We start from the raw sequence: 26,277 nt of genomic DNA on the forward strand, positions 1-26,277 counted from the left end.
TAAAGGGTGAATCTTAGATTCACCCTTTATTTATTAGAAATTAACTTGTAATTTTATTTCTTTTCCGCCTCTATTTACTGTAATTTCAGATTTATCTCCTAAAGAATATTGATATAAAGCTTTATTTAAATCTGACATTGTACTTACTTTGTCATTTCCAACTTTAACAATAACATCTCCTGCTTGTATTCCCGCTTTTTGAGCTGCACTATTATTCACTACTTCTACTACATATACACCATCTTCTGCTGCTAAATCAGCTCCTGTTGATGCTTCAAACATTTGTAAATCTGCTCCACTTATTCCTAAAGTAACTTTCTCAAAATTACCATTTTTTATTATTTGTTCTACTATTGGTTTTGCTGTATTTATAGGTATTGCAAATCCTAAACCTTCTGCTTGTGATGCCTTAGCTGTGTTTATACCTATTACTTGACCTTTTTCATTTAATAATGGTCCTCCACTATTACCTGGATTTATACTAGCATCTGTTTGCATAAGCCCTGTCATGTTAGACTTTTCTGTTTTGATAGTTCTATCTAATCCACTTATTATACCTTGTGTAACACTCTTTTGGAATTCAAGACCTAATGGGTTACCTATAGCTATTGATATATCTCCAGTTCTAACATCATCACTATTTCCTAATTCTGCTGGAGTTAATCCTTTTTTGTCTACTTTAACCATTGCTAAATCTAAATTAGAGTCATTCCATAATACTTTTCCTTGTGATGTAGATCCATCATTGAAAAGTACATTAACATCTGATGCTTTACCATCTGAAACAACATGTGAATTTGTTAATATGTATCCATTTGCATCAACTATTACACCTGTACCAACCCCTTGACTTTGTGTAGGTATAGCAAAAATATTATTATTATCTATCGTTGTTGTTGTAATTCCTACTACTGATGGCATTGCTTTATCAGTTACTGCATGGTATACATTCTGGCTTTTCCCCTTATTATCCACAACTATTTGTGTAGAATTCTCTTTTGTTGAACTTACTAAATTATTTTTCATCAGTACTACTGTGAATAAACTACTTAATACCCCAGTTATTATACAAACTATTACTATCAATCCTATGCCTTTCTTATTTGACATATAAATACCTCCCATATAATAATCATAATATTTAGTTTTTACTTACTTTATATTGTTTATACTTTTAACTCTGTAATATTCTTAATACCTATATACTTTTGATTCAATAGATAAAAAGAAATCATCAGTAGATAGATAACTATTTACTGATGATTTTATTATATTACTATATTCTTAACTTAACCTTAACTGATTAAAGTCTTTTTTCTAATTCTTCTTTTTCTTTTTCAAATCCTGGCTTTCCTAAAAGAGCAAACATATTTTTCTTATATGCTTCAACTCCTGGTTGATTAAATGGATTTACCCCTAATAAGTATCCACTTAGTGCACATGCCTTTTCAAAGAAATAAACAAGATATCCAAAGTTATATTCATCTAATTGAGGTATATTTATTATTAAGTTAGGAACTTGTCCATCTGTATGAGCAAGCATTGTACCTTCAAACGCTTTTTTATTAACGAAGTCTACTGTTTTGCCTGCCAGATAATTTAATCCATCTAAATCTACATCAGCTTCTTCTATAGTTATATTTCTCTTTGACTTTTCTACATTAAGAACAGTTTCAAATAATATTCTTTTTCCTTCTTGAATATATTGACCCATTGAATGTAAATCTGTTGAAAAATCTACTGATGCTGGGAATATGCCTTTGTTATCTTTTCCTTCACTTTCTCCATATAATTGCTTCCACCATTCAGATACATAATGTAATTGTGGCTCATAGTTAACTAGCATTTCTACGTCTTTACCTTTTCTATGTAAAATATTTCTGACAACTGCATACTGATAACTGTAGTTAGTTTTTAAATCTGATACTTTAAACTCTTGTGATGCATCTTGAGCTCCCTTCATCATTGCATCTATATCAAGACCTGCACAAGCTATAGGTAATAATCCTACTGGTGTTAATACAGAGAAGCGACCACCTACATCATCAGGTATTATAAATGTTTCGTATCCTTCTTCATTTGCTAATTGTCTTAAAGCACCTTTTTTAGCATCTGTTGTTGCATATATTCTTTTACTTGCTTCTTCTTTTCCATATTTCTTTTCTAAGAAATCTTTAAATATTCTAAATGAAATAGCAGGCTCTGTTGTTGTACCTGATTTTGATATTACATTTATAGATACATCTTTATCTTTTATAACATCTAATAAGTCCATCATATATGTTGAACTTATATTATTTCCTACGTAGTATATTTGAGGAGATTTTCTATCTTCTCTTTCTAAATTATTTCTAAAAGAATGACTTACCATTTCAATTGCTGCTCTAGCTCCAAGGTAAGAACCCCCTATACCTATAACTAGTAACACATCTGAATCTGACGTTATTTTGTCGGCTGCTTTTTTTATTCTAGAAAACTCTTCTTTATCATAATTATTTGGAAGTTCTACCCATCCTAAAAAATCATTTCCTAATCCAGTTTTTTCATGTATCATACAGTGTGCTGCATCTACATACGTTTGCATACAATCGATTTCATGTTGTTTAAAAAAACCTAATGCCTTACTATAATCAAACTTTATAGTTCCCATAAACGTACCTCTCTTCTTTTTTTAGTATAATGAAATTATAACATAAAATACAGGTTACATTAACAAAAAAATAACAAGTAAATTATTTATTCATATACATATTATAATCATATTTTACAATCTTAGTATAATCTCTATTTATTCATTATTTCTGCTATTACATTTGTATATTTTTTTTAATAATTTTATAGTTTAAAAATTATTAATTGTCAAATTTTTAACTATAAAATCATAATAAATTTTAGTTATCTAAAAAATACTATGAACTAATTAAATTCTAGTTCATAGTATTTTTATCTATATATTCGAATATTTCATTATAATTTTTTCTGCACACTTTATTCCATCTACTGCTGCTGTAACTATACCACCTGCATATCCCGCACCTTCTCCACATGGATATAGATTTTTAACATTTACAGACTCTAAAGTTTCCTCATCTCTAACTATTCTTATAGGAGCTGATGATCTAGTTTCTACACCTGTTAAAACTGCATCATGCATAGCAAATCCATTTAATCTTTTATCCAAAGAAATTAATGATTCTTTCATAGTTGTAGTTACAAACTCCGGAAGACATTCTCTTAAGTCCACAAACTCTATTCCTGGTTTATATGATGGTTCTACACTACCTAATGATGTAGATACTTTGTCATTTAGAAAATCTCCTACAAGTTGAGCTGGAGCATTATAATTTTTTCCACCTAATTCATAGGCTAGTCTTTCATATTTCTCCTGGAAATATACTCCTGCTAATGGATCATCACTTCCAAAATCTTCAGGAAGCACATTCACTAAGAAGGCACTATTGGCATTTACTTGGTCTCTTGCATGTTCACTCATACCATTTGTCACTACTTCAAATTCATTAGATGCTGATGCTATTACAGTCCCTCCTGGACACATACAGAATGTATATGCAGTTCTGCCATTTGATGCGTGATCTATAAGTCTATAGTCTGCTGCACCCAATCTAGGATGATTATAATACTCTTTATACTGAGACTTATTTATCAATTCCTGAGGGTGCTCGATTCTCGCTCCTATAGCAAAAGGTTTTTGAATTATTTTTACACCCCTTTTATTTAACATTTTGTAAGTATCTCTTGCACTATGCCCTATTGCAAGTATTATAACTTCTGATTCAATTTTTTCCACATCATTTACTACTACTGATTTTATTTCTCCATTTTCAATTTCAATATCTGTAACCTTAGCATCAAACTTAACTTCTCCACCAAGTCTTATTATTTCATTTCTTATATTCTTAACTACACCCTTTAATATATCTGTTCCTACATGTGGCTTATGAGAGTATAGTATGTCGTTTGGAGAACCAAAATTAACAAGTTCTTCTAAAACTTTTCTACATCTTATATCCTTTATCCTTGTAGTAAGCTTACCATCTGAGAAAGTTCCTGCCCCACCTTCCCCAAATTGTACATTTGAATTATTTTTAAACTTTCTGTTAGTCCAAAAATTATATATATCTTTAGTCCTTTGGTCTACGTCTAACCCTCTTTCTAAAAGAAGTGGATTATATCCTCTTTGTGCTAATAAAAGTGCTGCAAATAATCCAGCTGGACCGCTACCTATTATTACAGGTCTATTCTTTAATTTTGCTTCTCCTGTTTGAACACCTATATATCTTGTTTCTTTTAATTTTATTACATCTTTTATATTAGCTTTTATTAATTTTTCTTCATTTTTAACGTCTACATCTACAGTGTACACAAAATCAATCTTCCCTCTTCTTGCATCAATAGATTCTTTATATATAGTGTACTTTATAAGGTCTTTTTCTTTTATTTTCAACTTTTTTAATATAAGCTTCTTTAATACTAATATATCTTCATTTATGCTTATTTTTAAATTAGATACTCTTAACATAATTTTCCTCCTATTTAAGTCTTAATATCTTATATTTTTACTTTATATCTAAAAATACATTAAAAACAATATAAAAGCTAGGGTATATACCTAGCTTTCTATAAATATTACATCTATATTCTCTTTTTCTAGACTTTCTTCCCAAATTTCATCTAATATAAACTCTTTTATATATTCTTTTATACTTGATTTATCTAATTTCGGGTTTACATTTTTCACTAAAGCTAACATATCCATTGATTTACCTATTCTCTTTATATAAATAGGATTAACTTTAATACTAACTAATTTTAGATCACATATAAATTGTTCTTTGTCACTTAAGTCTATTCTATCGTCGTATTTATAAATTTTAAATTCTGTTACACCTTCAAAAGGTGTTATTTCTTCTATGCCTGCTAAATTCATATTGTTAGTCCTTTTTAGTTATAAGTCCTCTTATAACCTTCATATTGTTGAATATTTTCTCTAAGAATATTTCAGCTTCTTCATTATCATCTAAAAGAGCTATTTGTAATTCATCATTTTCAGATATTCCTTTATTTTTACAGTATTCTTTTCCTATTTCTATTAATTCATTTTTCTTATCTTGAGATAAGTCAAATTCCTTATAGTCTATTATTATATATTGTTTAGATTTTTGGACACTAGATTCATTATATCCTATTTCTATATGATAAATAACCGCATAAAGATTATTTGGATTTTCTTCTCCATTATACACAGGAACTGCTGGATTAGATTTTATGTAATTTGTTGATACGGCAATTGCGCTTCCTAACTTAAGACTCATACATGTACCTCTTTCTGTATATTTTATATCTTTATTTTATACATTATTTGAACATATTAAAACCTTTTTTTAATAAAAAATATAAAATTTATACAGATATATTTATATTTTTGAATAAAATTTTAGGAATTATATCTAAATATAATTCCTAAAATTTTAGTTTATTCTTTTTATTAAGATACTTTAAGGTCTTTATACCTTTTTCCTAATGTACTAGGGCTTATTTCATACTTCTTAGATATTTGAGCTTGTGTTATACTTTCACCAGCATTTTTCTTTATGTGGTATTCAACTGCAGCTGCCCATCCATTTTCAGATCCTTTAACATCTGAATTTGTTTTTGTATACTCTTTCCAGAATGATACACAAGCATCTATATGCTCAGCTTCAACATTTTGTCTAAGGACAGAACATACTTTACAATCATCTTCTTGTCCTTCTTCAGAAGTTAAAGCTACTTCTTCTTGTACTTTTTTCATTTTTGATTCTTTTTGTTCTTTTAAATATTCTGCTATACTTGGATCAAGTAATTGTTGCATATACTTATATAATATGTGTGTATGATGGATTAAGAATGTCTTCATATCTTTATATAAATCTTCATATTGATTGAATAGATATCTAACATCATTGCATATTACATCCTTAACTGCATTAGATATACTTATAGTTACATCTATTAATATGCTAGTTCCTTCTATTTCAACTATTCTAGCTATCATACAGCTTCCAACTTTAAAATCTTTTAATAAGTTGATATCTTCTGTTGAAATTTCTCTCTCAGTTAAACAGTCTTTTAATACTATTTTACCTTCTAATATTTCTGTAACTTCATATACGCTTACGTAAGATTCAAATAAACTTCTTAACACTTCAACATCTTGAGTTGTTAAGTTATCTCTATTTTCTTCATAAAATTCAACTGTCATCACTTTCTTATTTTCCATTATGTGGTCTTGGATAAAATAAGTGTTGAAGAATCTTTCAAATTTTTCATTAGTTGCTTCATCCTCAACTATATAGAACATTTCCTTAGCTTTTTCACATTCTTCTTTAAATTTATCTTGTTTAGCAAATTCCTGTATTCTTGTATATAATTGTGAATATTGTTTTTGTGTAGAGCTAACTTTTCTCTCAGCTCTCTCCATAACAACATCTTTATTTAAACAGCATTTTTTATATTTTTTGCCACTTCCACAAGGGCATAACTCATTTCTCCCTAACAATGTGACTGTCACTCCTTCATTTTTATATTAGATTAAAGTACAATTTATTATTATACCATTTTTTATTAAATGATTCTATAAATATCATATTATTTTATTAAATTTATGTATACTGTTAAGTTTTGGTATATAAAATTGACCTTTGGATATATATAGTGTTTCTACAGATTTTTTAAATATTCCTTCATATTTGTTTTGTCATATTTATACTTAATACTATTAAATAGCTTATAAGACTTTGGATATATACACTATCCTTTCTAAAAATATGTTTTTCTTTTCAAAATATATCCTAATATACAAAAAAACTATCTAAATTTATAGATAGTTTTTTATATTCTATTTTTTAAGATGCTTTTTCTGGATAAAAATGTTCTTTATCAATTAGGACTGATACATCTCCATCCTCGGATATTTCAACCTTAAAATTAGATTCTTTATCTTTACTCTGTGGTTTTGGTGCTACTGTAATAAATTTTTTTGTTACTAACTCTTGGATAATGTCGGTCTCATTATTTACTTTATTTATGTCAATTTCTCCACTTTGTATAGCTAAATTTGTAGCTGTAACTAAACTTGATGCTGCTACCTTGTCAGCATTAACTTTCGCTGTCTGCTGAACTTCTCCAAACTTAAGAAATCCTATCCCAGATAATATTCCTAAAATAGTTATAACTATAACCATTTCTACTAGTGTGAATCCTTGCTTCTTTTTATTTTTTTTATTAACCATAATTTCACCTCTTAAAATGAACTTGATAAATCAAACATAGGAGTTATCATTGCTATAGCAAATACCCCCACTAAAATACCTATTATGACTATTATTGTAGGTTCTATAGATCTGATTACTTTTTCTATTTTTGTACTTAGTTTGCTTGTATATAGTTCTTCACTAGATTTTAAACATCTATCTAATCTTCCACTTTCTTCTCCAATTTTTATTATACTTATGAGCGATTTTGGAAATACATTTGATAAGCTTATTGAATCTGAAATACTATTCCCTTTGTTGATGTGATCTATTGAAATTAAAATTTTTTTATAAATATATTTATTATCAATAACTCTTGCAGATATTTCTACTGCCTCAGTTATCTGTATACCACTTTCTATTAATATCCTTAATGTTGAACAGAATCTACTAGCTACTAATAGTTCTATTATACCTCTTATTATTGGTAACCTTAATGATACTATGTATAGTATTGCTTTAAATGTGTAAGTATATTTATATAAATAAAATAATCCAAATACTATTGATAATAAACCAAGTAGTATTGCAATATAGTTATCTCTAAAGAATTTTCCTAAATTTATAAGTATCTTTGTTAATACTGGAATATCTATATCATTTACTATAAAAGTAGATTCAAAATTTGGTATTATCATAGTTATTGCAACTATCACAGAGATTAAAAATGATATACAAACAAATGCTGGGTATATCAACATATTTTTTATTTTAGACTTAGCCTTATATTGATTGTCATAATACTTAGCTAGGCCATTCATAGTATATTCTAACCTTCCAGTAACTTCCCCAGCTCTTATATTGCTTATAAAAAACATTGAAAATGAATTTGTATTTTGAAATGATTGACTCACAGAATTACCTTTTTGTATATCTTGTATTATTTTATTTATGACTCTTCTTATCTTAGAGGTTGATTGGTTTCTTATTAATTCAAATGCATTTATTATATGGCATCCTGAATCTAATAATATACCTATTTCATTACATAAATCTTTTAATTCTCTATCTTTTAATTTGTACGATTTCTTTTTTGATTTTTTGTTTACTATTTCACTTTCAGTAAAATGCTCATATATATTAGAATCCATTTTATCCTCGTTTATTGTATAAATTATAATTTTAAATACCTATTTCTAAACTTATGTATTCTCCTTCAGTAGTTATATTATTATCTATTAAATCTTTTGCACTTTCTTCAAATGTTATCATGCCATTTTTTATTGCAGTCTCTTTTATAGTGTTATAATCTTGCATATTTTGTATATCTTTTCTTATATCATTATCTATTTCCAGTATTTCATAAATAGCAGTTCTTCCTTTATAGCCTAATCCATCACATTCTTCACACTCTCTATTCATATGATTCTCATTAATTTGGTTTAATTCATTTTCTTCTTTCTGTGTAATACAAGTAGTACATACTTTTCTTATGAGCTTTTGAGATATAATGCCTATTAAAGATGCACTTATCAAATATTGTGGTATTTCCATATCTAATAATCTAGATATAGCAGATACTGCATCTTTAGTATGTATAGTACTTATCACTAAATGGCCTGTAGCAGCTGCTTTTATTGCTATTTTTGCTGTTTCTATATCTCTTATCTCTCCAACTATTATTATATCTGGATCTTGTCTTAATATAGACCTTAGCCCACTTTCAAAACTCAAGCCTACTTTATTATTTACTTGTATCTGATTTACTCCTTCTATTTTGTACTCTACAGGGTCCTCTATAGTCACTATGTTTTTACTTGTACATTTTAAATCATTTATTATAGAGTATACTGTTGTTGTTTTGCCACTTCCCGTTGATCCTGTTACTAATAATATTCCTGACTTTTTATTTATAATGCTTTCTATCTTGTCTATGGCCTTCTTAGAAAATCCAAGTTCTTCTTTTCTTTTTAGAAATGATTTTCTATTTAATATTCTTAGAACAATTTTTTCACCATAAACGGTTGGTAACGTTGATGCTCTAATATCAATCACTTGATCTTTTATATCAATGGCAAGTCTGCCATCTTGAGGTAATCTTTTTTCAGTTATATTCATAAATGTATCTAATTTTATTACTACTAATAGCTGTTGATATACTTCATACTCTAGTTTTCTATCTTCTACTAAAAATCCATCTACTCTTAATCTAACTAATATATATTCTTTAAATGGTTCTATGTGTATATCACTAGCATTTTTTATTATAGCTTTGTCTAATATACTTTTAAAAATATCTCTTGCATAAGTTTCATTTAAATTTATATTATTTCCTATATGTGATTCTTTCTCTGATTCCTTTAAAACTTCTTCTTTCTCATCACTTTGCCTGCGTTTATGTTTCATATTAAACACTTTGTATTTACTACTAATTATTTTATTTTTCAAAGATATACTCTCAATTTTATTTAGGTTTATTTTATTTACCTCCCATATACTCAAATTTACCTTGATAATTCATTTTTCCATTTGATTATTTCTAATTAATATTCACTTCTTACTAATTGTTAATATACTAGTTAATATTATCAACATATATTTATTTTTCATACAATTATACTCCTCCTAAATTAATTTTTATGTTATTTAATTTCTAATGATATCATGCAAATTTTTATTATATTTTAGTAAATATGTAAATAATTATTTAGTATTTATATGGTAGTGATAAATAATATATCTATCATTATTTTTAATAAATATTTAAAGTTCTAAGCATATTAAATAATGTATAACTTAATTCTAATAAAAAAAGAGAAAGACATTTTGCATCTTTCTCTTTTTTTATTTATTCTTCATACTTTAAAATTCTATTTATTATCTCTTCTTTTAATTCTTCCATTTTATCAAAATTCATATTAGGCACATAATATGCTTCTATAATATCATGCTTTGCCTTAGCTTTTTTTAGATTTGATATAGCATAATTTAATAGCTCATCAAATACTTTTTTATCAAACTTAATTTCTTCTATATATTTTTCTAATTTTTCTTCATCTAGGTAAGCATCTAAATCTATAGTGCTATTACCTTCAAATAAACTACTTACTGTTATACCTATATCTAAATCTTTTATCATTACAGTTTCAATCTTATCCTTAATAAGTGGGTAATGGTAAATTTCTACATTCATTCCCTTTTGGATAGCTTTATCACATATATTTTGTAAAAATGTAGTTTTACCTGTTCCTATATTACCTTTCAAGTGATATACCTTCTTAACTTGACTTAATATACTATCTGTATAATCTAAATGTCCTACTGGTGTTATAGCTGTTCCAAATAAATGCCTTGGTGATTTATAAATACCAGTACTACTAGAGTCTTTAAATATATCGTGTATAAAATGCTCTATTTTTAGATTTACTTGGCCAAAGTCCATACAATCTCTATACTTTTCTTCTATGTCATAATAAATTGGCTCAGCAGCTTTTAAATATTTATATGCTCTTTTAAACGAGTTACTTATATCTTTTCCACATTCTACAATAGTATCTTTATTTTGTACTAATTTTTCTACATCCCAGTATTCCCCCAAATTTAATATTTCATCTATAGCACCTGGGTCTTTTGGGTCTACAATATGCGGTGCAGTTGCATCTAGCAAAACTACTCCTAATTTGAGTATCACAACCCCATCTAAAGAGCTTGGATCTGATGGACAGTAGTGCAGTTCTACATCATACCCTTTTTCAATAAATTCTTTTGCTATTTTTTTCATAAATGATGATTTTCCAACTCCTGGTCCACCTTTTAAGCAAAAGATTCTATTAACATTTTGAGGTATAATATTATCAAAAAAATTAAATGATCCATTTGCTGTATTTCCACCTGGGAATAATTTTCTAACTCTACCTGCCATGATTTAGCCCCCTCATATTTTTCTTCTACTTTATAAAATATTAATGTACATTTTATTTTGTTACTATCTTAGAAATTATTTTGTCTATAACTAATTATTTTAATACATTTTTTAATATTAAAGTTCAATGACCCCCTTTTACAATTATATTCTTATTTGCTTATAATATTTATTTAATCATTTTATAATATAGCTATATTTAACTAAATAATCTTAAATCAAAATAGAGCCGTTTCTATTTTGAGACGGCTCCTTATACTATGCTGCATTATTTTGTATTTCTTGTTTTATATTCTTATTTTTAGTTATATTATAAATTGGCAAACCAGCTAATGTTATTATAAGCCCTAATATAGCATTTTGTGTTTGAGTCATAAGTGTACTAACAACAATAAATACTCCTCCTATTATTGCTATTATAGGTATTATCGGATATAACGGCACTTTATATGGTCTATTCATATTAGGCTTATCTTTTCTAAGTTTTATAACTCCTACAAATAACATTGTGTAGAATATCCATATTGTAAATATTGCTAAATCAGATAGGAAATTGAACTGACCTGATAGAGAGTATATTATTGCTAATCCAGCTATTAACCACATTCCATTTAATGGAACTCCATTACTATTTAACTTAGCAAAAGTCTCTGAGAAAGGTATTCTCCCATCACATCCCATTATATAAGGTATTCTTCCCCCAGTCATCAAGAAACCATTTAGTGTTCCAAATACAGATATTAATATACCTATACTTATAACTTTAGCTCCTGACGCTCCAAATAATTTACTTGCTACAAGTGTAGCTGGTGCACTTACTGATGCCATCTCTGATGCTGGGACAACACATAAGTACGCTACATTTATAAGTATGTATACTCCCATTACTAAAGAAATTCCACCTACTATAGCTTTAGGTAAATGCTTAGCTGGATCTTTCATCTCACCTGCTAATGCTCCTACATATATCCATCCATCGTATGCAAATAAAGTTGCTATAAGTACTTGAGATATAGCGCTAACCATATTTGTATCTTTACCTACTAGAGGTACCATTATATCTGTTGATGGTTCTCCTTTTATAAATCCAAATATTACTATAAGTGCTAAAGGTATTAACTTACATATTGTAGATACAGTTTGTATTCCTCCTCCAAATTTAGCACCTAAAGAGTTTAATAAAGCTATAAGCACTATTACTCCTATTGCAATTAAAGTTACATATATATTACCTTGTAAACCTAATAAGTTCACTGCTTCTTGTGCAAATATAATTCCTAGTGCTGCTGTTATTGCAGGTATAAATAGTATGGATTGCATCCATCCTGTTAAAAATCCTATTTTTTCACCGTAAATTTCTTCTAAATAAACTATTAATCCACCTGTTTTTACTATACTAGAAGATATTTCGGCTGCTGTAAGTCCAGCTGCTATAGTTATAAGTCCTCCTATTAACCATGCTAAAAGTCCTAGACCTGCGCCTCCATTTGTAGACTCATATATAGCTTGTGGCTTAAAGAATACTCCTGAACCTATTAACATTCCTACTACCGTAGAAAGTGCTGCACTTAAACCCAGTGTCTTTCTTAATCCTTTTTGGCTATTATTACTCATTATTTCACCTCCGAGTTGTCTTATTTCATATTATTTTACATATTGTACTATGTAATTTACTAAATATCAATATAAATTGACATTTTAGTTTTAATTTTTTTAATTTTTTTAATTTTTAAATTTTTACTTTAATTAATATAAATTTACAAATTATTTTCCTCTAAATAATAAAAAAATAGACTACCTCAATTTTGAGATAGTCTATTTCATACTAGTCGACAGTTATTTCATAACCAGCTTCATTATATTGGCTTATTATTTCTTTCCATATTTCTTCTACTCCAGTTTTCTTAAGAGAAGATATAGGAAGTATCTTTTCATCTTTATCTAATTGTAATTTCTTTCTTATTATACTAAAATGCTTTTGATATTTACCTTTAGCTATTTTATCTGCTTTAGTAGCTATTACTACGCATTTATATCCAAAGTGCTTTATCCATTCATACATCATAACGTCATCACTTGTAGGTTCATGTCTTATATCTACTAATAAGAATATTGCACATAATTCTTCTCTATCAGATAGATATCTTTCCATTATAGTTCCCCATTTTTCTTTTTCAGATTTTGCAACCTTTGCATATCCGTAACCTGGAAGGTCAACAAAGAAAAATTCTTGGTTTATAAGATAGAAGTTTATTGTTCTAGTCTTACCAGGTGTCTGACTTGTTCTAGCAAAATTTCTTCTATTTAATAATGTATTTACTGTTGATGATTTTCCGACGTTAGATCTACCAACTAAAGCTATTTCTGGTATTCCTTCATCTGGATATTGAGCTCTGTTTACTGCACTCATTGTTATTTCTGCACTTCTAATTTTCATTACTTTTCACCATTCCTTACTAATGCCTGCTCTAATACTTGGTCCATATGGTCTACAAGTACAAATTCCATTTTTTCTTTTACATTTTCAGGTATTTCATCTAAATCAGCTTCGCATTCTTTTGGAAGTAATACCTTTGTTATTCCTGATCTATGTGCAGCCAATAGTTTTTCTCTAACTCCACCTACAGCTAAAACTCTTCCTCTAAGAGTTATTTCTCCTGTCATAGCAACATCATTTCTTACTGGTATATTTGTTAATGCTGATAAGACAGCTAAAGCCATTGTTATACCTGCTGATGGACCATCTTTAGGTACTGCACCTTCTGGTAAATGTATGTGTATATCTTTATTTTGGTAAAAATCAGGATCTATATCAAATTTGTCAGCAATTGATCTTATATAAGATATACCTGTTCTAGCCGATTCTTTCATTACATCACCTAGCTTACCAGTTAATACTATTTGGCCTTTACCTTTTACAACATTTACTTCTACAGTTAGAGTTTCTCCTCCAACAGATGTCCATGCAAGACCTGTTACAACACCTACCTCTGGTTTAGTTCCTGCTAACTGATGTCTATATTTATTCTTACCTAAGTAATCATCTAGGTCAGATTTATTTATAACTATTTCTTCTAAAGATTTATCTTCTACATACTTTTTAGCTGCTTTTCTGCATATTTTACCTATAGTTCTTTCAAGGTTTCTTACCCCTGCTTCCCTAGTATAAGAACCTATTATTTCTCTCATAGTTTCTTCATTTATTTTAACGAAACCAGGTGCTAGGCCATGTTCTTTTATTTGTTTAGGTAATAGATATTTATTAGCTATATTAAGCTTTTCTTCTTCTATATATCCAGATACCTCTATTATTTCCATTCTATCTAATAAAGGTCTTGGAATAGTTCCTAAGCTATTTGCAGTTGTAACAAATAATATTTTTGATAAATCAAAAGGAACTTCCATATAGTGATCCACGAAATCTTTGTTTTGCTCTGGATCTAAAACTTCTAACATTGCAGCAGACGGATCTCCTTTATAATCTGCTGACATTTTATCTATCTCATCTAGTAAGAATACTGGATTTTTAGTTTTGGCTTCTTTTATTCCATTTATTATTCTTCCTGGGATAGCCCCAACATAAGTTCTTCTATGACCTCTTATTTCAGCTTCATCTCTAACCCCACCTAAAGATATTCTAACGAATTTTCTTCCTAATGAGTTCGCTATCGATTTTGCTATCGATGTTTTACCAACACCTGGAGGCCCTACTAAACATATTATAGGTCCTTTTAAGGATTTTGATAATGTTCTTATAGCTAAATATTCAAGTATTCTTTCTTTTACTTTTTCTAATCCATAATGTTCATTATCTAATATTTCTTTAGCTTTTTCTATATCAAGCTTGTCTCTAGTTTCATTGTTCCAAGGTAATGAGAATATATTATCTAAATACCCTCTTAAAACCGATACATCTGGAGACATTGGTGATATTCTAGAAAATTTATCTATTTCTTTAGATATCTTTTCCTTTGTTTCTTTGGGAGCTTTTATTTTCTTAAGCTTTGCTCTATACTCGTCAGCTTCAGAATTTATGTCTTCTTCTTCTCCTAATTCTTTTTGTATAGCTTTTAGTTGTTCTCTTAGGTAATATTCCTTTTGAACCTTATTCATTTGCTTTTTAACTCTTAGAGTTATTTTCTTTTCTATTTTAAGTATATCTATCTCTTCTAAAAGAATTTTATATATTAATTCTAACCTTTTCTTAATATCAAACTCTTCTAAAACTTCTTGCTTTTGTTCTGGTTTTAGATAGATATTAGCAGCTATAGTGTCTATAAAACGATCTACATTTTCTATTTCACCTAAAGATATTAATATTTCTGGTGATACTCTATTTCCTATATTTATGTACTCTTCAAATGCATCAAACACATTTCTTACAAATGCTTCTACTTCAATATCTTCTTCTGCATTTTCATCATCGTATTCTATTTCCTCTATTATTGCTTTAAAATACCCTTCTTCATTGCTTACTTCTTTTATCTTACCTCTTGAAATTCCCTCTACTAATACACGTACTGTATCCCCAGGAAGTTTTATCATTTGTTTAACTTTACATATAGTTCCTACATGATAAAAATCATCTTCTGTTGGCTCATCAACTTCTGCTGCTTTCTGAGACGTTAAGAATACTAACTCATCAGCTAACATAGCTTGATCTAAAGCTTTTAAAGATATCTCTCTTCCTATGTCAAAGTTTAGTATCATATATGGGAATATCGCTAATCCCCTTAGTGGAATTAGCGGTAATTCATGTTCTATCTTCGTATAATTTTGTTCCACTAATATCACTCCTTAAAGTGCTAGATTTTATTGCTTTTTATATTATATATTTACAATCCCTAATTTTCAACATTTATAGAAAAATTCACCTTGCTTAAAGAATGTATAAACAAATTTGTTGATTTGGTAAAATCTTTTATCATTTTTCTCTTATTTTATTATGTTGTAATATTGAATGTAATATACTAATGAATAAACTTTATATTTTATATTTTAGGATAATATATATTTATTTATAAATATATATTATATAATTTTTGTGATAAACTTTAAATAAGTTTTATATGAATAGTTTATATGATATTTTAATAATAAACAAGTTTTGACTATTATATGTAGTAATACTCTTTTATCTAATTAATGATATTTTATACTTTTTAAAGTTTATTAGTCTATTAATACCCATTAATTAAAATTATAAAATTCTTACATTTAAAAAGGAGCTTTTAAGGCTCCTCTTTTTTATTATGCACTTTCTTCTTGATCTTTTAATATAAATGTTGGTTGTTCTCCTTTAGTTACACATTCCTTTGTAACTACAATTTTTTTGACGTCATCTCTTGATGGAACTTCAAACATGCTCTCCATCATGATTCCTTCAACTATACTTCTAAGACCTCTTGCACCTGTGTTTCTTTCTATAGCTTTATTAGCTATTGCACGAAGCGCTTCATCTTCAAATTCTAGTTCAACGTCATCTATTTCTAAAAGCTTTTTGTATTGTTTTACTAAAGCATTTTTAGGTTCTTTTAATATTTGAACTAAAGCATTTTCATCTAATAATTCTAGAGTTGCAACAACAGGAATTCTTCCTATAAACTCTGGTATTAAACCAAATTTAAGTAAATCTTCTGGAAGTACTTTGGCATATACCTTTCCTAAATCCATTTCTTTTTTACTTTCAATTTTAGCTCCAAATCCTAAAGTCTTTTCTTTGCCACGGCCTTGTATTATTTTTTCAATGCCATCAAAAGCTCCACCTAATATAAATAATATATTAGTTGTATCTATTTTTAAGAATTCTTGATGTGGATGCTTTCTACCACCTTGTGGTGGAACGTTAGCTGTTGTTCCTTCTAATATTTTTAAAAGAGCTTGTTGAACACCTTCTCCACTAACATCTCTAGTTATAGATGGATTTTCTGATTTTCTAGCTATCTTATCTATCTCATCTATATATATTATTCCTCTCTCAGCCTTTTCTACGTCAAAATCAGCTGCTTGGATAAGCTTTAGTAGTATGTTTTCTACGTCTTCTCCAACGTATCCAGCTTCTGTTAAAGATGTTGCATCAGCCATTGCAAAAGGAACATTTAGAGTTTTTGCTAGTGTTTGAGCTAATAATGTCTTCCCTGAACCTGTAGGCCCAAGTAAAAGTATATTACTCTTTTGTATTTCTACATCTTTATTGCTTGCCTTTTTACTATATATTCTCTTATAATGATTATAAACTGCTACTGATAAAGCTTTTTTAGCTGTTTCTTGACCAATTACATAACCATTTAAGATATCCATCATTTCTTTTGGCTTAGGTAGAGATGTTGTATCCTCTTCAACAGTGTCTTCTATTTCCTCTTGGATTATTTCATCACAAAGTTCAACACACTCATCACATATATAAACACTTGGACCTGCAATTAACCTTCTTACTTGTTCTTGGTTTTTGCCGCAGAATGAACATTTTAACTGTCTTTTGTCTTCATTTTTTGACATATTAAGCACCTCTTCCTATCTACGGTCTTTTTGTGTGATTACTTCATCTATTAAACCATATTCCTTAGCTTCTTGTGCACTCATGAAGTTATCACGTTCAGTATCCATTTGAATAGTTTCTAATGGCTGACCTGTTCTTTCAGATAATATTTTATTTAAAGTGTCTTTCATTTTTAATATTCTTTTTGCGTGTATTTCTATATCAGTTGCTTGCCCTCTAGTCCCACCTAATGGTTGATGTATCATTATCTCACTATTTGGTAATGCAAATCTCTTTCCTTTTTCTCCTGCTGCTAATAAGAATGCTCCCATAGACGCTGCCATACCTATACAGATAGTGCTTACATCTGGTTTGATATATTGCATTGTATCATATATTGCCATTCCAGCAGTTATACTTCCACCTGGTGAATTTATATATAAATGTATATCTTTATCTGGGTCATCTGCTTCTAGGAAAAGTAATTGAGCCACTACAAGTCCTGCTGTAGCATCATTTACTTCGTCTCCTAAGAATATTATTCTATCTTTTAGTAATCTAGAATATATATCGTAAGATCTTTCTCCTCTTCCTGTTTGTTCAACAACTACAGGTACTAATGCCATAGATCATACCCCCTCTATATGTTTATATTTATTTTGTTTATATATAATTTACAGTAGCCTAAAAGGCTACTGTAAAAAATTAAGCTATTACTGCATTATCAACTAATAAATCTATAGTTTTTCTTATCTTTATTTGACCTTTTATATCTTCTATATCAGTTTCTCTTAAAGATGCTTTTATTTTATCAGATTCCATGTTGTACATTTTAGCCATTTTTTCTAATTCTTCGTTCATTTCTTCTTCTGAAACTTCTATAGCTTCAGCTTTAGCTATTGCTTCTAATACTAATGAAGATTTTACTAATCTAGCAGCATCTTCTCTTCTTTCTTCTCTTAACTCTTCTATGCTTCTTCCAGTCATTTGTAATAACTGTTGTAAGTTTAATCCTTGGTATTGTAATTGCATGTTAAGTTCCATTAACATATTGTCTATTTGATGTTGTATCATAGCTTCTGGTATTTCTACTTCTGTGTTTGCAGAAACTTTTTCAACTATAGCATTTCTCATTTCAGCTTCAGCTGAAGCTTTTGCATTTTCTTCTAATTTAGTTCTTAAGTCAGCTTTTAATTCAGCTAATGTATCAAACTCACTTGAGTCTTTAGCAAATTCATCATCTAATTCTGGTAATTCTTTTACCTTAACGTCATTTATTTTAACTTTGAATACTGCAGGCTTTCCAGCTAAGTTTTCAGCATGGTATTCTGCTGGGAACTCAACGTTTACTTCTACTTCTTCTCCAGCTTTCTTTCCTACTAATTGATCTTCAAATCCTGGTATGAAAGTGTTTGATCCTATAACTAAGCTATAGTTTTCACCTTTTCCACCTTCAAATGCTACACCATCAACGAATCCTTCGAAGTCTATTATAGCTGTGAATCCATTTTCTAATGCTTTATCTTCTGCACTTATTAATCTAGCGTGCTTGTTTTGCATTTCTTGTAAGCTTACTTCAACTTCTGCTTCAGTTACATTATTATCAACTTTAGCTATTTCTATACCTTTGTAAGCTCCTAATTCAAACTCTGGTTTAACCTCAACAGTAACAACCATAACTAATCCGTTATCTTTGCTTATTTCTTCTACATCTAAGTCTGGTCTGTCTATTGGATCTATATCTAATTCTTTTATAGCTTCTGGATAAACGTCAGGGAATAATAATTCTATAGCATCGTTGTAGAATACACCCTTACCGTATTGAGATTCTATTACAACTCTTGGAGCTTTACCTTTTCTGAATCCTGGTATATTGAACTTTCCTTTATTTTTATTGTATGCTTTTGTTACTGCTGCTTCAAATTTATCATTATCTACAGTTATTTTTAAAGATACTTTAGTACCTTCTTTTTTTAATAATTCTGCTTTCATTAACTTAATCCTCCTAGTTATTGTTATGTAATTAATTTATATTGATTTTAATTTACAATATTATAGTTTAACTCTTTAATTATATCACATAAGTTTTTTTATTTACAAGTATTCACTTAGTTTATAAAACTTTTGAATACTTGTTTATATCTTAATTTCTGTCATATTTATTTTTCCATTATCTATATCTAATATTACAAAACTTTTATATGCGACTCCCCTTGGAAATGATACACTTCCAGGATTAATATATAAAATTTTACCTTTTTCTTTACATAAAGGTGTATGAGTATGACCAAATACAACTATATCTGCATTTACAGACTTTGCTTTACTTTCTAGTTCATCTAATCCATACTTTACTCCATACTTATCCCCATGACACAAGAATATAGTTTTATCCTCTATATCAAATACCAATTCATCTTCTACATTATCAAAATCACAATTTCCTTTTACAGCCATAATAGGAACATTAGTCATATTATGTATATACTTAGAATCAGAAAAATTATCTCCTGCATGAATTAGTAAATCACAATCTTTTAAGTAGGGTATAGCTTTATCTATAAACTTAGTTATCATGTGTGTATCACTTAATATACCTATTTTCATTATCTCACTACCCTTTTAGAAAACTCACTTTTCATTAATTTTAATGCATTAGCTCTATGGCTTATACTATTCTTTACAGAACTTGGCATTTCTGCAAATGTCTTATTATATCCACTTACTATAAATAATGGGTCATACCCAAATCCATTTTTACCTTTTTCTTCAAATCCTATAGCACCTTCACAAGTTCCTCTAACTACAAATTCTTTTCCATCTGGGAATACTACAGCTATAGCTGATACAAATCTTGCAGTTCTTTGACTTGCAGCTACATTATTTAAAGATTTCATTAACTTTTGTCTATTTTCTTCATCAGTTGCATTTTCTCCTGCGAATCTAGCAGAATAAATTCCTGGTTTTTTTCCTATAGCATCTACCTCTAATCCTGAATCATCAGCTATTGTTATCATCTTTGTTTTCTTTGCTATAGTTCTTGCCTTGATAAGTGCATTATGTTCAAATGTCTTTCCATCTTCAACTATTTCTATTCCGTCTAAATCTACATCTTTTAATGAATATACATTGTATTCAAAGTCTTCTAATATAGCCCCTATTTCTTCTAATTTATGAGCATTATTTGTTGCTATAACAACTTCATTTCCATACTCCATACCTAATATTTCATCTGCTATTTCACCTAAAGCAGCTCTTTGTGCCTTTATTAATTCTTTATTTCCTTTTTCCCCAAGTTCTAATAATTTATTTAAATCATTTCTTGAGAAAGGTCTTTCCTCTCCAGTTCCTTGAACCTCAACAAATTCACCTTTATCAGTCATTATTACATTCATATCTACATGTGCATTTGAGTCTTCTTCATAACATAAGTCAAGCATGTGTTCTTGACCAACTATACCAACACTTATTGCAGATACAAAGTTTGTTATTGGCATTTCTTTTATTGCCTTTGATTTATGTAATTTGTTTAAAGCATCTACCACTGCTACAAATGCCCCTGTTATTGATGCTGTTCTAGTTCCACCATCAGCTTGGATAACATCACAGTCTACCCATATAGTTCTTTCACCTATTTTAGATAAATCTACAACAGATCTTATAGCTCTTCCTATTAATCTTTGTATTTCTTGAGTTCTCCCATCTAGCTTTCCTCTTGATGCTTCTCTTATTTTTCTTTGATGAGTAGATCTTGGTAACATAGAATATTCAGCATTTATCCATCCTGTTCCTGTGTGTCTTAAAAATGGTGGTACTTTATCTTCTATTGAAGCTGTACATATTACTTTTGTTTCTCCCATTTCTATAAGCACAGAACCTTCTGCATATTTAGTATAATTCCTAGTTATTTTTATATCTCTTATTTCATCATTTTTTCTATTATTAATTCTCGCCATATAAATACCTCTCTTAACCTTGTATGCTTAGCTTTCACATATACTAATAATATTAGCATATATTGTTAATAGCTTTCTACATTCGTAATATTGTAGATGAAATATTCTTTCTACAATAATTTATTTATTTATTACTTTAATTCATTTTCTACTTCTTCTTTAGACTGTAAGCCTGTTAGTTGCATAAATTTAGCTTCATCAATTACTTTTACACCTAAATCATTGGCTTTAGTTAATTTTGAGCCTGCCTCTTCTCCAGCTAATACAAATGTTGTAGACTTACTTACACTTGAAGTGGCCTTTCCTCCCCTAGACTCTATCATCTCTTTTGCATCATTTCTTTTAAGAGTTGGTAATGTACCTGTAAGTACGATTTTCATCCCATCAAATATTTTAGCAATATCAGAGCTTTCATCTTGTATTGACTTTGTATTTACACCACAGCTCTTTAATTTTTCTATTAATTTTATATTCTTTTCTTCTTTGAAGAATTTCACAACACTATTTGCCATTATGCCCCCAAATTCTTCTAAGTTAACTAAATCTTCATTTGATGCAGACATTATTAAATCTAAATCCTTAAAGTTGTTAGCTAGTATTTTAGCTCCCTTAGTCCCAACAAATTTTATTCCCAATCCATTTATAAGTCTCCATAAATCATTTGATTTAGACTTTTCTATTGAGTTTAATAAGTTATTTGCTGATTTTTCTCCCATTCTATCTAGTTTTACAACTTCATCTTTATTTAATGTATATAAATCAGCTATATCTTTAATTAATCCTTTATCTAATAAAAGTGTTATTATAGATTCTCCCAATCCATCAATATTCATAGCATCTCTAGATACAAAGTGAATTATCCCTCTTCTAATTTGAGCTGGGCAAGATATATTAATACACTTAACAGCAGACTCCCCTTCTAATCTTACTGTTGGTTCAGAACATACAGGACATTTTTTCGGCATCTCAAAATCTATTTCATCTCCAGTACGCTCTTTTTTTATAACTTCTACAACTTGAGGAATTATATCACCAGCCTTTTGAACCAATACTGTATCATTTATTTTTATATCTTTTTCTCTTATATAATCTTCATTATGAAGCGTAGCTCTGCTTACACTAGTTCCTGCTAGCCTTACAGGCTCTAATACTGCTGTAGGGGTTATTGTTCCAGTTCTACCTACTTCAACTATTATATCTAATATTTTGGTTTTCTTTTGTTCTGCCGGGAATTTATATGCTATTGCCCATCTTGGACTTTTAGCAGTATATCCCATAGCTTCTCTTTGAGCTAAATTATTTACTTTTATAACCATACCATCTATTTCAAATCCTAGCTCACCCCTATTATCTGTCCAATATCTTATATGATCAATTACATCTTGTATATTATTATATACTTTATAATTTGGACTTACCTTAAATCCTAACTCCTTAAGATAATCTAAGGCTTCGCTATGATTCTTAAAATCTGTGTTTTGTACATACTCTAGATTAAATATAAATATATCTAAAGGTCTTTTTGCTGTTAGCTTAGGATCTAATTGTCTTAATGAGCCTGCAGCTAAGTTTCTAGGATTAGCAAATAATTGTAATCCTTGTTTTTCTTGTTGTTCATTAACTTTTTTAAAATCATCTTTAGATATGAATACTTCGCCTCTTACAACAACTTCTTCTACGTCTTTTATTCTTAAAGGTATACTTTTTACTGTTTTAAGATTTTGAGAAATATCTTCTCCTACAATACCATTCCCTCTGGTTGCTCCCTTTTCAAATAATCCATTATTGTATGTAAGTCCTACAGATAAACCATCTATTTTAAACTCTACAACATATTCTACTTCACCTTCTACCATGTCTCTTACTCTTTTGTCAAAATCTCTTAAATCTTGTGCAGAGTATGCATTTGCTAAGCTTAACATTGGTATTTTATGAACCACTTGTTCAAACTTATCTAATGGTTTTCCTCCCACTCTACTCGATGGAGAATCTACTCTTTTTAGCTTAGGGTTTTCTTCTTCTAACTTTATTAGCTCCTTCATTAGATTATCATATTCATAATCAGATATTTCAGGAGTATCTTCATTATAGTATTTATCATTGTGATAATTTATTAAGTCTATTAATTCACTTATTCTATTCTCTACATTCACTATTATCACCTCTTATGTAAAATCTTATTTTTTATTATTGCCATTTTATAACTTTAATATATTTTAGTATATCACTATAACCTCATGATTTGTTTAATTATTTCATATTATAATTTCTCTATAATAAAAAAATAAAAGTCCTTCAATTGCTTGAAGGACCAATCTATTTAAAAATAAATGTATATATGACTGCGATGATAAATTCTGAGGTGCTATATACATTTATTTAATACTATTCTAACCAAATTCCACTATATTTATTTGCATTATTATTTCTTTTCTAATTTTGCTACACATTTTACGTATCTCATTCTTAGTGTGCTAACACTGATCTTTATTACCGTTGTTATCTTTTGAATATGCTTCTAATGGATTCTTATTTATAAATTTATTTCCATCTTGTTTATCATCAAATCCAGTTAATAAAGTTGTTGTTACTGCCGTTGTAATTAAAACCTTTCTTTTTAAATTAAATTTCATTTCAAAATCCTTCCTAAAAAGTCAAACTAAAAAAATAAAATAAATTTATGCTATTTATATATATTGCCTAAAAAGTAACAGTATAGTTATTAAATTCAATAAAATAGTAAAATTTTATGATAATCTTTTTAATTAATGCATTCATATTTAGCAAAATATTAAATATACTTCATTTGTAAAAATTATTGCCTGCTTAAATGTATTCAAATGATATAAGAATTTAAATACTTATTAATATGTTTATTTAGTATGCTTGCTACATAATGAAATAGTGAATACATATAAAAATATAAAAACAAATATAAATACAAAAGAAACTTCATTAATAAATAATTTATTCAAAAGAGATATTACTATATTCGGTGGATTAGCAGGGTTAGTTGAAACAATAAATTAAACAATAGAGGCTGTTGTAGGAATAATAGGATTTATTATATGTTTATGCAATAGCAAATTGTTAAAATTGGATAGCAAGCGGAAAAGGAGTGAGAGTAATTGGCTGTGATAAACCATCTACAGAATGTATTATAGGAGTACAATCTAGATATTAATATATTATATAAAAATAGTAGCTAAATTTTAAAGTTTAACTACTATTTTTATTTTTAGGAGTAAATTATAAAGTCCATAACTTATACTCTTTCTTTAATTCAATTTTATTTTTCTCTAAATATCTTATTACTATGAAAATATCATAATAAGATATTTAAAAACTTTTTAGTATATTTGGATTTTCAAATATACTATCTAATTTTTTTATAAAAGGTATAATTTCTCCAAAATCTAGTGCACGATGGTCAAAAGCTAAACATATTGGTAATACTTTACGAATACCAATAGCCTTTTCTCCATTTTCGTCAATATATACACCTGGTTTTTCTAAAATTGCACCAAAACCTATTACACAAACTTGCGGAGGTATGATATCTAACAAAGCAATAGCACCTCTTTGTTCTCTATATGTAGAGCCAATATTTGATATAGTTATAGTCCCTATTTCTAAAGGTATTTTTGATTTATCTTCATTATTATCTTCAGACATTTTATGTTCTCCACTTATTATACTGTTTATAATATTATAGTTTATTTTATCTGAAAATGATTTAGATAAACACTCTGAATCTATACTTGAAATTTTCTTACCTAAATCTTTAATATATTTATTAATTTCATATAAAGACATTTCTTCAATATTATTTATACTTATTGTCATCATTTTTCCACTTGGCAAAATCCAAGGCATATTTACATTAATATCTTTAATTGTACGAATTTCTCCTTCACCAGTACTTTGATTATACGATATGTGAGCATTTAGCTTTGGTGCAAATTTCAAACCTTCAGAAAATACTTTTAACATTAATGAATTAATTGAAACATTTTTTAATGATTCATCTTCTGCTTTTAATCTTTTAAATTCATCAATAAAATTTGTAATATCAGGTTCATACATATAAGATACATGCGGTATCATTTGCCAAGATTTTGTTGTCATATAAGATATAATTTTTCTTTCAGTTGAAAACTTTTCTATATTAATGGTTGTTAATTTACTCATAATAGACCTCCTATATGTTAAAATATGTATTATTCTTACTATATAAAAATTGCGAACTTTAATTATATTATGCATAATATTTAATTATTTTTTAATATTCTACTAATTTGAAGTAAAATATCCTATTTTAGATAATGCTCCTATATCTGGTTTATTAAACATAGTTAATAATTCATTTGCAAACTTTGATTCAACCATTGAGTGAACTAAATCTATAGCTCAGGATATAATTCCTACCAGTTATTTTTATTGTAAGTATTTTTCATATTTTGTTCCTTATTGTCCTTACAATGCTATTTTATCATTTTTAAGAGAAATCACATATTTATTTATCTTTCATATACATTACAATTTTGTAAGAAAAGCTCTTGACTAGTTATTTTTTATTTAAGATTATTTTTAATTTTTAATATTCTGCTTTATTTAATCCTGTCGATCAAATTATAATATTTATTCCTACATTGGTAATTAAAGTTT

General features: G+C 28.2%; 21 protein-coding genes. All 21 read right to left on the reverse strand.

The annotated features are described in order from the left end of the window. Positions 1 to 33 precede the first annotated feature (33 nt). The gene (htrA, locus tag I4U89_RS09875; protein ID WP_195940206.1) at positions 34 to 1,110 is read right to left on the reverse strand and encodes a serine protease HtrA; all 1,077 of its coding nucleotides are present in this window, start codon (positions 1,108 to 1,110) and stop codon (positions 34 to 36) included. A 193-nt stretch (positions 1,111 to 1,303) separates the two neighbouring features. Next, the gene (locus tag I4U89_RS09880) at positions 1,304 to 2,650 is read right to left on the reverse strand and encodes a glucose-6-phosphate isomerase (protein WP_195940207.1); all 1,347 of its coding nucleotides are present in this window, start codon (positions 2,648 to 2,650) and stop codon (positions 1,304 to 1,306) included. Positions 2,651 to 2,947: 297 nt separating this feature from the next. Beyond that, positions 2,948 to 4,540, reverse strand: coding sequence for an NAD(P)/FAD-dependent oxidoreductase (locus tag I4U89_RS09885; RefSeq protein ID WP_195940208.1), 1,593 nt, complete (start codon positions 4,538 to 4,540; stop codon positions 2,948 to 2,950). A gap of 90 nt (positions 4,541 to 4,630) precedes the next feature. Continuing rightward, positions 4,631 to 4,948 (reverse strand): hypothetical protein, encoded by a 318-nt coding sequence (locus tag I4U89_RS09890; protein ID WP_195940209.1) that lies wholly within the window; start codon positions 4,946 to 4,948, stop codon positions 4,631 to 4,633. Positions 4,949 to 4,952: 4 nt separating this feature from the next. Beyond that, on the reverse strand, positions 4,953 to 5,333 hold the full coding sequence (locus tag I4U89_RS09895) for a hypothetical protein (protein ID WP_195940210.1): 381 nt from the start codon (positions 5,331 to 5,333) through the stop codon (positions 4,953 to 4,955). A 173-nt stretch (positions 5,334 to 5,506) separates the two neighbouring features. Next, positions 5,507 to 6,559 (reverse strand): YecA family protein, encoded by a 1,053-nt coding sequence (locus tag I4U89_RS09900; protein ID WP_195940211.1) that lies wholly within the window; start codon positions 6,557 to 6,559, stop codon positions 5,507 to 5,509. Between the two features lie 346 nt (positions 6,560 to 6,905). Then, complete coding sequence (locus I4U89_RS09905; protein WP_195940212.1) at positions 6,906 to 7,292, reverse strand: prepilin-type N-terminal cleavage/methylation domain-containing protein; 387 nt, start codon at positions 7,290 to 7,292, stop codon at positions 6,906 to 6,908. A gap of 11 nt (positions 7,293 to 7,303) precedes the next feature. Continuing rightward, positions 7,304 to 8,404: a type II secretion system F family protein gene (locus tag I4U89_RS09910; protein WP_195940213.1), complete on the reverse strand. Its 1,101-nt coding sequence runs from the start codon at positions 8,402 to 8,404 to the stop codon at positions 7,304 to 7,306. 31 nt (positions 8,405 to 8,435) lie between these two features. After that, on the reverse strand, positions 8,436 to 9,701 hold the full coding sequence (locus I4U89_RS09915) for a GspE/PulE family protein (RefSeq protein ID WP_243279190.1): 1,266 nt from the start codon (positions 9,699 to 9,701) through the stop codon (positions 8,436 to 8,438). 400 nt (positions 9,702 to 10,101) lie between these two features. After that, positions 10,102 to 11,175 carry a PRK06851 family protein gene (locus I4U89_RS09920; RefSeq protein ID WP_195940214.1) on the reverse strand — a complete coding sequence of 358 codons (1,074 nt, stop codon included), beginning with the start codon at positions 11,173 to 11,175 and terminating at the stop codon, positions 10,102 to 10,104. A 258-nt stretch (positions 11,176 to 11,433) separates the two neighbouring features. Further along, entirely contained in the window at positions 11,434 to 12,789 is a 1,356-nt protein-coding gene (locus I4U89_RS09925) for an APC family permease (RefSeq protein ID WP_195940215.1), read from the reverse strand. Positions 12,790 to 13,000: 211 nt separating this feature from the next. Continuing rightward, complete coding sequence (gene yihA / locus I4U89_RS09930) at positions 13,001 to 13,612, reverse strand: ribosome biogenesis GTP-binding protein YihA/YsxC (protein ID WP_195940216.1); 612 nt, start codon at positions 13,610 to 13,612, stop codon at positions 13,001 to 13,003. Then, the gene (gene lon / locus I4U89_RS09935) at positions 13,612 to 15,960 is read right to left on the reverse strand and encodes an endopeptidase La (protein ID WP_195940217.1); all 2,349 of its coding nucleotides are present in this window, start codon (positions 15,958 to 15,960) and stop codon (positions 13,612 to 13,614) included. The genes yihA and lon overlap by 1 nt, the downstream gene beginning before the upstream one ends. 465 nt (positions 15,961 to 16,425) lie before the next feature. Next, positions 16,426 to 17,673, reverse strand: a complete 1,248-nt coding sequence (clpX, locus tag I4U89_RS09940) for an ATP-dependent Clp protease ATP-binding subunit ClpX (protein ID WP_195940218.1) — start codon at positions 17,671 to 17,673, stop codon at positions 16,426 to 16,428. Positions 17,674 to 17,688: 15 nt separating this feature from the next. Then, entirely contained in the window at positions 17,689 to 18,279 is a 591-nt protein-coding gene (gene clpP / locus I4U89_RS09945; RefSeq protein WP_092922368.1) for an ATP-dependent Clp endopeptidase proteolytic subunit ClpP, read from the reverse strand. A 79-nt stretch (positions 18,280 to 18,358) separates the two neighbouring features. Beyond that, positions 18,359 to 19,645, reverse strand: a complete 1,287-nt coding sequence (gene tig, locus I4U89_RS09950; RefSeq protein WP_195940219.1) for a trigger factor — start codon at positions 19,643 to 19,645, stop codon at positions 18,359 to 18,361. Between the two features lie 144 nt (positions 19,646 to 19,789). Then, entirely contained in the window at positions 19,790 to 20,260 is a 471-nt protein-coding gene (locus I4U89_RS09955; RefSeq protein ID WP_195940220.1) for a metallophosphoesterase family protein, read from the reverse strand. Continuing rightward, complete coding sequence (gene rph / locus I4U89_RS09960; protein WP_195940221.1) at positions 20,260 to 21,609, reverse strand: ribonuclease PH; 1,350 nt, start codon at positions 21,607 to 21,609, stop codon at positions 20,260 to 20,262. The genes I4U89_RS09955 and rph overlap by 1 nt, the downstream gene beginning before the upstream one ends. A gap of 131 nt (positions 21,610 to 21,740) precedes the next feature. Further along, complete coding sequence (gene ligA / locus I4U89_RS09965) at positions 21,741 to 23,762, reverse strand: NAD-dependent DNA ligase LigA (RefSeq protein ID WP_195940222.1); 2,022 nt, start codon at positions 23,760 to 23,762, stop codon at positions 21,741 to 21,743. 321 nt (positions 23,763 to 24,083) lie between these two features. Further along, complete coding sequence (locus tag I4U89_RS09970) at positions 24,084 to 24,242, reverse strand: hypothetical protein (protein WP_195940259.1); 159 nt, start codon at positions 24,240 to 24,242, stop codon at positions 24,084 to 24,086. 706 nt (positions 24,243 to 24,948) lie between these two features. After that, positions 24,949 to 25,800, reverse strand: a complete 852-nt coding sequence (locus I4U89_RS09975; protein WP_195940223.1) for a 2-oxo acid dehydrogenase subunit E2 — start codon at positions 25,798 to 25,800, stop codon at positions 24,949 to 24,951. Positions 25,801 to 26,277 lie beyond the last annotated feature (477 nt).

Source organism: Romboutsia sp. 1001713B170131_170501_G6, assembly GCF_015668195.1.
Taxonomy (GTDB): domain Bacteria; phylum Bacillota; class Clostridia; order Peptostreptococcales; family Peptostreptococcaceae; genus Romboutsia_C.